Genomic DNA, 7,953 nt, shown 5'->3' on the forward strand with positions numbered 1-7,953 from the left:
ACATCGTGCTGTGCGAGCGCGGCATCCGCACGTTCGAGACCGCGACCCGCAACACGCTCGACATCTCCGCGGTGCCGGTCGTGCAGCGGCTGTCGCACCTGCCGGTCATCGTCGACCCCTCGCACTCCGGCGGTCGCCGCGACCTGGTCCTGCCGCTCAGCCGCGCGGCCATCGTGGCGGGCGCCGACGGCATCATCGTCGACGTGCACCCCAACCCGGACATCGCCCTGTGCGACGGGCCGCAGGCGCTGGTCGCGGAGGACCTTGAGGTGCTGGCGCACACGATGAAGGACCTGAGCGAGTTCATGGGCCGTCAGCTGTCCACACAGCGGGAGCTCCTGGTCGGCTGAGAGCTCGGCCAGGGCACTTCGGGAGGGCTGATGTATCCGTCCACACTTCACCGCGTCTCCGTTCTGGGCAGCGGCGTCATCGGGACCTCGATCGCGCTCGCGCTGCGGCGCGCGGGCATCCGTGTCGCGCTGTCCGACCGCGATGGCGACGTCGTCGCGAAGGCCGAGCTGATGGGGGCCGGGGTCGCGCTGGCGCCGGACGATCCCCCCGCCGACGTGGTGGTCATCGCCACGCCGCCGTCCACCGTCGCGGCCGTGCTGCGGGAGGCGCAGGCAAGAGGGCTCGGCGCGGTGTACACCGACGTGGCCAGCACCAAGGCCCGCATCGTCGCCGACGCCGAGTTCGCCGGGTGTGACTTCACCACCTACGTTCCCGGCCATCCGATGGCAGGGCGCGAGCTGTCGGGGCCGTTCGCGGCGCGCGCGGACCTGTTCACCGGGCGGCCGTGGGCCCTGTGCCCGCACCCTCTGACGCCGGCGGGCCCGCTGCACACGGTGGCCGGGCTGGTCGCGGCGTGCGGGGCGGAGCCGCAGGTGCTCGCCGCGAGCACGCACGACAGGGTCGTGGCCGCGGTCTCGCACGCCCCGCACTTGGTGGCGGCGGCGCTCGCGGCCGGGTTCGCGGGCGCGGACGAGACCATGCTGTCGCTGGTGGGCAGGGGCCTGCAGGACGCGACACGGATCGCCACCGGTGACCCGGCCCTGTGGTGCGACATCCTCGAACAGAACGCCGACGCGGTGGCCGCGGTGCTGGAGACGGTGGTGCGGGAGCTTTCACAGGCGGCGCACGCGCTGCGAAGCCTCGACCACGCCGGTTCCGGCGCCCTCGCGGACCTGCTGGTGCGGGGCAACCGGGGCCGCGACCGCATCGTCGACACGTGGCCGTCGCGCAGGGTGGAGAAGGCGAGCCTGCCGGCCTGACCGGAGAGGCCTCCGCGAAAGCCGCCGGTGAATGTCACGGAATGGTCACCGGGGAATGCGGCAATTACGTCGACAATAGAACTAACCATCATTTTCCACCCACGGGAAAGAGCACTTTGGAAGAAGTCTCACCACGTGGCCGAAGAGATAATGCTGTGGAGAGCATCGGCGGGCGGTCGTCGCCCGGGTACCGCCGGAAGGAAGGAGCGTGCCGACCGGCATGACATGTGGATGGCTTGGCTTGACATCACCGGGAGGTCCGCCCGTGGGCGGCTTCGGTGGTGGAGCCGGGAGTATCTCGGGTCGGCTGGTGTCGGCGGGTTCCCTCAAGGCTTTCTCTGACCGGTTTCTGACCTCGTCGGTGCGACTTACGAACGTCCCCGCTTTCCTGCCTTTCGTGGCGCGGGGTGTACGGGATTACTGCTCCGTCTCCCGCCGGATCCTTTCGCGGCGATCCTTGGGCACGCCTTTCGTCCGCGCACAACCCTTGCGGCAGGCGCCGTCTGAGTGACCGACCGAATCCGGGATCCCGACGAAAGGGGGCGCCGCTGTCAGGAGTCACTGGCCGGTTCGCCCCCTCTCGCTTGTCCCGGAGAATCCGGCCTGAAATGAGCAAATCCATGTAAATCGCACCATCTCGCTCGGTAATCGCCTTTTCGCTGATCGCGGCCGACGAAGAGAGGAACAGGAAACGTGACAGAGGCTGTGCAACTCAAAGCGGGAAAACGCGAGTGGGTGGGTTTGGCGGTGATCGCCATCCCCGCCATGCTCGTCTCCCTCGACATGTTCGTGGTGCTCCTCGCGCTGCCCCACCTGACCACGTCGATCCACACCAACAGCATCGAGCAACTGTGGGTCGTCGACATCTATGGGTTCATGGTGGCGGGCTTCCTGGTCACGATGGGCAACCTCGGTGACCGCATAGGGCGCCGCAAACTGCTCCTGATAGGCGCGGCGGCGTTCGGCGGCGCCTCGCTGCTCGCCGCCTACGCGACCAGCCCGATCATGCTGATCCTCGCCCGGGCCGTGCTCGGCATCGCCGGGGCCACGCTCGGTCCGTCCACGCTCTCACTGATCACCAACATGTTCCAGGACGCCAAGCAGCGCGCGTCCGCCATCGGCATCTGGGCCGGTGCGTTCTCGGTCGGCGCCATCATCGGCCCACTCGTGGGAGGCGTCCTGCTCGACCACTTCTGGTGGGGCTCGGTGTTCCTGGTCGGCGTGCCGCCGATGATCCTGCTGCTGGTGGTGGGACCGATCCTGCTGCCCGAGTACCGCAACCCGCAGGCCGGCAGGACCGACATCGCCAGCGTGGTCCTGTCCCTGGTGGCGCTGCTGCCGATGATCTACGGGGTCAAGGAGCTGGCCCGTGACGGCTGGGCCGTGGTGCCGGTCGTGGCCCTGGTGGTGGGCGCGATCTTCGCGGTGGCTTTCGTACGGCGGCAGCGCACGCTGAGCGAGCCCCTGCTCGACCTGCGCCTGTTCAACAACCGCATCTTCAACACCGAGCTGGCGAGCATGCTGTTCTACAGCGCGCTCACCGGCACGACGATGCTCTTCATCGCGCAGTACTTCCAGACGGTCGCGGGCCTGACGCCGCTCCAGGCGGGCCTCGGCCTGCTGCCCGGGCTGCTCCTCGGCATCGTCAGCCTCACGGTGGGCCCGCAGCTCGCCGGCCGGTTCCGCCCGAGCCTGCTGATCGCGGGCGGCCTGCTGCTCGTGGTCGCCGGCATGGTGGTCATCACGCTCACCGGCTCGGACGGCAGCGCCACGGGCGTGATCGTGGGCTACGCCATCTGGTGTCTCGGCGGCGGCCCCCTGCTGACCCTGGGCGTCGGCCTGGTCGTCGGGTCCGTCCCGCCGGAGAAGGCCGGGTCGGCGTCCTCGCTGACGCAGATCGCCAACGAGTTCGGCTACGCCGGGGGCGTCGCCACGGTCGGCATCATCGGCACCCTGGTGTACCGCAGCCAGATCGCCGACGCCATCCCCGCCGGCCTTCCGGCGGCGGCGGCCGACGCGGCCCGCGACAGCATCGCCGGCGCCACCTCCGCCGCCGCGGCGCTTCCCGAGCAGATCGCCTCGGCGATCCTCGTTCCCGCGCGCGAGGCGTTCACCAACGGCCTGCACGTCGTGGCCGCGGTGAGCGCCCTCATCGTCCTGGGGGTCGCCATCCTCAACGCGGTCGTGCTGAAGGACCTGCCCCCCTTCGGGCAGGCTCCCGGCGGCCAGGGGGAGGGCCCGGCCGAGGCCGAGCCCACGCCCACCGAGGTACCGGCCGCCCAGAAGGTCTAGGAGTCGAGGGCGGGCCTCTCCGGGGGGCCCGCCCGAGACGCCTGGCCGAATGCGTCGACCACAGGACGCAGGACGACACGAGCCGTACCATCGTCTCCCGGCGGACGCCGGCGCGATGGTGGCCGGTTCGTTGTAGGTATCAAGTTGACGACAACGGAAGGAGAGCCTCATGGCTCAGTTCGCGATTCTCCTCTACGCCCCCGCCCCCGCCGACTGGTCGGAAGCCCCCGGGGATGAGCTCGAGGCCCACGGCATCTACGCCGACAAGATCGGCGAGCTCGGCGGCAGCATCGTCACCGGCTACGCCCTGCACCCCAGCTCGGGCGCCAAGTCCGTACGCAGCGACGGCGTCACCGACGGTCCCTTCGTCGACTCCAAGGAGGTGCTCGGCGGCATCACCGTGATCGAGGCGCGTGACATCGACCACGCCGTCGAGATCGCCAAGGAGAGCCCGGGCACCTGGCGCGGCGGCATCGAGGTGCGTCAGCTGCTCGGCTGATCCCGCGGCCCGTCCACACGGGCCGCACCCGCACGCGGCATCGCCGCGGTGAGCCTTTCCGAGGCTCGCCGCGGCGATGCTTTTTTATTCCGTCGTGCGCGGTCCACCGAGGATCCGTCACGGCGCACTCCAGGAGATGCGGCGCCTGACCTCGCGGGACAACTATGTGATTCGGCGGCACTCACCGCGCGACGTACCTAGGAGATGCCAGTGCCTCAGCCGCACAGATGGGATCTGGTGTTCAAGCTCGACGACCTGACGGTCAGCGAGATCCGCGACGCGCGGCCCCCCACACTCCAGCCTGGCGAGGTGAGCCTCGCCGTGGAGAGGTTCGGCCTCACGACGAACAACGTCACCTACGCGCGGTTCTCCGAGCCCGGCTTCTCTTACTGGGACGCCTTCCCCGGCCCCGAGGGCTACGGGCGGGTGCCGGTCTGGGGGTTCGCCCGCGTCGAGGAGTCCCGCCACCCGGGCGTCGCCGTGGGGAGCCGCTACTACGGCTTCATGCCGATGGCGAGCCACCACGTGGTGGCGCCGGAGCCCACTCCCCAGGGGTTCGCCGACACCACGCCGCAGCTGCACTACCTGCCGCCGTGGTACTGGAACTACACGCTCGCCGGTGAGCCGGACGCCCGCGACGACCGCCGGGCCGTCCTGCGCGCGGTCTACCCCGCGGTCTTCAACCTCGCCGGCATGCTGGAGCGGCAGGCCGCCCTCGGCGTCCGCTCCGTGGTGGTCACCAGCGCCTCCAGCAAGGTGGCCACCGGGCTCGCGCAGCGGCTGTCGTCCGAGCGCGCCGGCCTTTCTGTCATCGGCGTCACCTCGGCGGGCAACGCCGCGTTCGCCGAGCGTCTCGGCCTGTACGACACGGTCGTCGCCTACGACGCGCTGTCATCGGTCCCCGCCACCGGACCGGTGGTGCTCGTCGACCTCACCGGCGACGCCGCCCGGCAGTCCGCCGTCTGCGAGCGCCTGGCGGCCGACCTGCGCCACACCGCGCTGGTCGGTTTCACCCACCCCGGATCGAGCATCGAGCCGCCACCGCTGCCCGGGCCCGAGCCGGAGTTCTTCTTCACCCCGCTGGTCGAGGCGGAGGCCATCGAGCACGAGGGCGCGGAGCAGTACCACGCCCGTTACACCAAGGCCGAGGACGGATTCGTCGACAGCACGGAGTCGTGGCTCACCATCCGGCACGCCCAGGGCCCCGGAGCCGTCGCCGACGTCTTCGGCGCCCTGCTCGCCGGAAAGCAGCCCCCGGACGTGAGCTACGTATTCCGTCCCTGACGGGCCCCGTCGAGCAGGAGGAACCAACCGTGACCCTTGACACGCACAACGCCGGCGCGCCCGCACTGCCGGCCGGCGAACCGGAGGGGCGCCCGCGCCCACCGGCCGCCGCATCCCCCACCCGGCCGACGTGGTGGCGCCGCCCCTGGATCATCCCGCTGCTCGTGGTCGTCGTGGCGTTCCTGGCCTACCAGGTCAGCCCGTACGTGCCCGAGCGGACCGCCCCGACGCCGCCGCACGACGGCTTCCCGATGTACTACCCCCTGCTGGTCGTCCACATGGTGACCGGCACGCTGGCGATCCTGACCGCCGTCTTCCAGGTGTGGCCGTGGCTGCGCAAGCGCCACCCGCGTTTCCACCGGGTCAGTGGCCGGGTGTACGTGGTCTCGGCCCTGGTCGGCGGCGTGATCGGCCTGATCATCGTGCGGTTCGCGCCGCCCGTCGGCCAGATCGGTGTCTCCATGGCGACGATCCTGTGGATCGGCACGACCGTGGCCGGGTACGTGACGGCACGCAAGAGGCGCTACGACCTGCACCGCCGTTTCATGCTCTACAGCTTCGCGCTCGTCATGAACAACATCTGGGGCGTCCTGATCGTCAACCTCGGGATGACGCTCGCCCTCGACATCGGCTTCACCTACTACCTCGAGGCGGCCCGCTGGATCGGCTGGACCGTCAACCTCATGCTCGTGCAGTGGTGGCTGTACCACACGGCCGGACGTCCGCTCGACGTCCCGTCGCGCAAGAAGGTGGTCGCCTCCTGAAGGGCGCCTGCGAGAAGAACGGCCGGCGGGGATTCCCCGCCGGCCGTTCTCTGTGTGAGGACCCGGTCTAGCTGTCGATGAGGAGGCAGTGGGAGGCGCGGGGGCCCGTACCGCGGCAGTTGGCGCCGTAGTCGTCGAGCAGCCCGGAGGCCTGGCCGGCGGCCTCGGTGAACCGCTCGATCGGATCGGCGCCCCGGCCCATGACGTCCTCCATGGCGTCCATCATGGCGTGCTGGATCTGGGCGAAGTGCCCGACCATCGCCCCGCTGGCGCCGGGTGAGCCGCTCGTCGAGGCGAGCTGGTCGATGGTCACCCGGTGGTAGGAGTGCTCGTCGAGCCAGCCATCCCGCTCCAGCAGGTCGATCGCGCCGTACGTCACCGGGGAGGAGCCGTAGACCTTGTGCCACTCGGCGGCGTTGCGCGGGCTGTTCAGGTACTGCATGAAGGCCAGCGCGCCGTCCTCGGTCTCCTTGTCCAGCCCGTCGGCGAGCCAGATGGCGTCGCCGCCGATCCAGTTGCCCCCGAGCGGGATGTCACCGTTGTGGGGGGTCGGGCTCACCTCGATGTCGAACCCGCCCGCCTTGGCGGCCTTCACCATGTACGGGGCGTCGAAGGAGGAGCTGAACCGGAAGACCACCTGCTGGTCGGCGAAGGCCTTGAACGAGCCCTCCCAGTCCTCGGTCTTGCCGGTGTAGAGGTAGTGGCCGTCCCGGTGCAGGCGGTGCCACCAGGTGACGTACGCCAGCATCTCGGGGGAGGCCAGGTCGATTGTCGTCGCGCGGCCGGTCCTGCCGTTGTCGCCGTCGGTGAGCGGGGCGCCGAGCTGTGCCATCGCCTGCTGGAAGAACTTGCCGTCGTTGGCCCAGCTGATGCGGTGGGAGGGGCCGCCTTCGAGCTTGGCGACCGCCTCGCACGCGGCCTCGATGCCCTGCCACGTACGCGGCACCTCATGCACGCCGGCCGCGCGCAACAGCGTCGTGTTGGTGTAGAGGTGCATGGTCGACAGGGTCAGCGGCATGGCGCAGAACGTGCCGTCGATCGTGTAGAAGTCGCGGCCGGCAGCGACCATGTCGCCGAGCACGACCTTCTGGCCGAGGATCTCCTCGCGCCCGCCGATGGCCCTCTCCACCGAGGTGAACAGCGGCCTGCCGTCCTGGGTCAGCGTGTCGCGTGCCAGCTCGCTCGCGCCGCTGTAGTACGACGCGATCGTGGGCGGGCGGCCCGCCAGGGCGGCCTTGGAGACCTCCTCGCCGAGGTTCTGGAAGTAGAAGCTGCCGATCTCGATGCGGTACCTGGGATACAGCTCCTCGAATTCCCTCGCCCGTTTCTTGATGGGGTCGAGGAAGTTGGGAAACGTGTATTCGGAGAACAAGGCGTCGATGACGATTTTGCCGGAGCGGTTCGCCTCATCCACGTGCGCGTCCTTTCATCAGAGGCAGGAAGGCCGGGCCCGCGCAGCACGATCGGCCTGGCCGCCTTTGCGGGGCCAGGCTCGCCGGACGCGAAACTGCCTGGATTTCTGAGCCCAATGCTGGTCACCGGCGAAGGACGCCGCATCTTTGCGGTTGCTTTGTTTTCCCGCTTCGCCGCCGCCAGGTGCGGGAACAGCGGGGCGACATCCCGCCCCCCGTACAAAGAGCACACCCGGAGATGACACCCATATCGCCGTACACGCACGCTGGAGTAGCCGAGCTGACCATGAACGGTCGGGCGGTGACGTCGACGCCGCCGGCCGCCACGGGAGGAACGAACATGACCGACCTACAGAGCCGCGGCCACCCGAACGGTCTGCGCGACGCCGTCGCCCCGGGCAGCCACATGGTCATCGCCCACAGCGTCTCCG

6 protein-coding genes and 1 pseudogene are annotated in these 7,953 nt (G+C 69.9%); 6 read left to right on the plus strand and 1 reads right to left on the minus strand.

The features are described 5' to 3' along the window. The 6 genes and pseudogenes from AB0O34_RS35385 to AB0O34_RS35410 all read left to right on the plus strand — a co-directional run. A pseudogene (locus AB0O34_RS35385) lies at nt 1–350 on the plus strand (3-deoxy-7-phosphoheptulonate synthase); the annotation flags it as partial. Nucleotides 351–380: 30 nt separating this feature from the next. Beyond that, nucleotides 381–1,271 carry a prephenate dehydrogenase gene (locus AB0O34_RS35390; protein ID WP_363923120.1) on the plus strand — a complete coding sequence of 297 codons (891 nt, stop codon included), beginning with the start codon at nt 381–383 and terminating at the stop codon, nt 1,269–1,271. 693 nt (nt 1,272–1,964) lie between these two features. After that, nucleotides 1,965–3,563: an MFS transporter gene (locus AB0O34_RS35395; protein WP_363923122.1), complete on the plus strand. Its 1,599-nt coding sequence runs from the start codon at nt 1,965–1,967 to the stop codon at nt 3,561–3,563. A 169-nt stretch (nt 3,564–3,732) separates the two neighbouring features. Beyond that, nucleotides 3,733–4,062: a YciI family protein gene (locus tag AB0O34_RS35400; protein ID WP_363923124.1), complete on the plus strand. Its 330-nt coding sequence runs from the start codon at nt 3,733–3,735 to the stop codon at nt 4,060–4,062. Between the two features lie 210 nt (nt 4,063–4,272). After that, the gene (locus tag AB0O34_RS35405; RefSeq protein WP_363923126.1) at nt 4,273–5,346 is read left to right on the plus strand and encodes a DUF2855 family protein; all 1,074 of its coding nucleotides are present in this window, start codon (nt 4,273–4,275) and stop codon (nt 5,344–5,346) included. Nucleotides 5,347–5,375: 29 nt separating this feature from the next. After that, nucleotides 5,376–6,110, plus strand: coding sequence for a DUF2306 domain-containing protein (locus AB0O34_RS35410; RefSeq protein ID WP_363923128.1), 735 nt, complete (start codon nt 5,376–5,378; stop codon nt 6,108–6,110). 67 nt (nt 6,111–6,177) lie between these two features. Here the strand turns inward: AB0O34_RS35410 and AB0O34_RS35415 are convergent, their stop codons facing one another. After that, nucleotides 6,178–7,524 (minus strand): extracellular solute-binding protein, encoded by a 1,347-nt coding sequence (locus AB0O34_RS35415; protein WP_363923130.1) that lies wholly within the window; start codon nt 7,522–7,524, stop codon nt 6,178–6,180. Nucleotides 7,525–7,953 lie beyond the last annotated feature (429 nt).

Origin of the sequence: Sphaerisporangium sp. NPDC088356, from assembly GCF_040685555.1 — a bacterium.
In the GTDB taxonomy this organism is placed as follows: Bacteria; Actinomycetota; Actinomycetes; order Streptosporangiales; family Streptosporangiaceae; genus Sphaerisporangium.

Excerpts from the sequence above, each read along its gene's own strand:
- AB0O34_RS35390 (WP_363923120.1), top strand. The coding sequence starts at position 381 with ATGTATCCGTCCACACTTCACCGCGTCTCCGTTCTGGGCAGCGGCGTC.
- AB0O34_RS35400 (WP_363923124.1), top strand. The coding sequence starts at position 3,733 with ATGGCTCAGTTCGCGATTCTCCTCTACGCCCCCGCCCCCGCCGACTGG.